A 1,068-nucleotide genomic window follows, 5' to 3' on the forward strand; every position below is an offset into this window, starting at 1 on the left:
GGCAAGGAGCCGACAAATCCGCTACGCCGTCGCGACGATGCCGTCGACGTAGAACGACAGCGCCAGCCTCATCCAGCCCGACGAGGCTGCACACGTTCTTGCCAAGATCAATTCCAAGCACGAAAATCGACATCGGTCCGTTCCTCTCTCATTCCAAAACAGAGCGATCCTAACCGATCGCTCCAGAGAGGGGCGGCCATCCCATAATCACGAACCTGAGACTGTCGCGAGCCCTTTTTCAACAGATGGGGTGATTGGGGTCTCGCCCGAGCCAAATTGAGGGCGGCTGCTCCTGTCGAGATGTGAGAACGTGGTCGATGTAGATCGCCACAAACATCAGGAGGAGCAGCCATGAAGTATTTTGCCGGACTTGACGTGTCTTTGGAAGAGACCGCGATCTGTGTCGTCGACGAGAGCGGCCGGATCGTGAAGGAAGGGCGGGCGGCGAGTGAGCCGAGGCGCTTTATGAAGCGTTGTGGAAAATCGATCTGCCGCTGGAGCGCATCGGGCTCGAAGCCTGCTCGCTGACGGCCTGGCTTTATGACGGTATTCGTGCCGAAGGATTGCCGGCGATCTACATCGAGACCCGGCAGGCGAACGCGGCGATGAAAACGATGCCGAACAAAACAGATCGCAACGACGCCCGCGCCTTGGCGCAGATGCTGCGGGACACACTGCAGCAGGTTTCGCTGTTTGCGCGTCACTTAGGCAAGTCGCTGGACGGTTGTGGCGCCAATGTGTCGCGAACCCGACAAAGTGCCCGGCCATTCCAGCGAGCGCGCGTGTTTCATTCTTGCTAAGTAGGGAGCACCGCATCGTGGCACGTCGATTGCAGCGATGATGAGCAAGTGCCGCCGCGACAAACCGGTCGTAGCGGCCCGTCTCAAAATCGCAGGTTACATGGAAGGGCGAGCTATGTTGTCCCAGTTTGAAAATCAGTCCATAAACCAAGAGGTCGCTAGGCTCAATCTGCCGAACTCTCGGATCAAGCACTTCGCGCCGGCTAGTTACGCACAAGCCGGAGAAGACGTTATAGTCGAAGGAATCTTGGCTGCAACACTCTGCAAG

General features: G+C 57.8%; 2 pseudogenes. One reads left to right on the plus strand and one right to left on the minus strand.

The features are described from left to right. Positions 1-133: pseudogene (locus tag EN780_RS34915) on the minus strand (IS110 family transposase); the annotation flags it as partial. Between the two features lie 218 nt (positions 134-351). Between EN780_RS34915 and EN780_RS34920 the strand changes: the two are divergent. Beyond that, positions 352-719: pseudogene (locus EN780_RS34920) on the plus strand (transposase); the annotation flags it as partial. Between the last annotated feature and the right edge of the window lie 349 nt (positions 720-1,068).

The organism is Mesorhizobium sp. M4B.F.Ca.ET.089.01.1.1 (genome assembly GCF_004022605.1).
Taxonomy (GTDB): Bacteria; Pseudomonadota; Alphaproteobacteria; order Rhizobiales; family Rhizobiaceae; genus Mesorhizobium; species Mesorhizobium abyssinicae.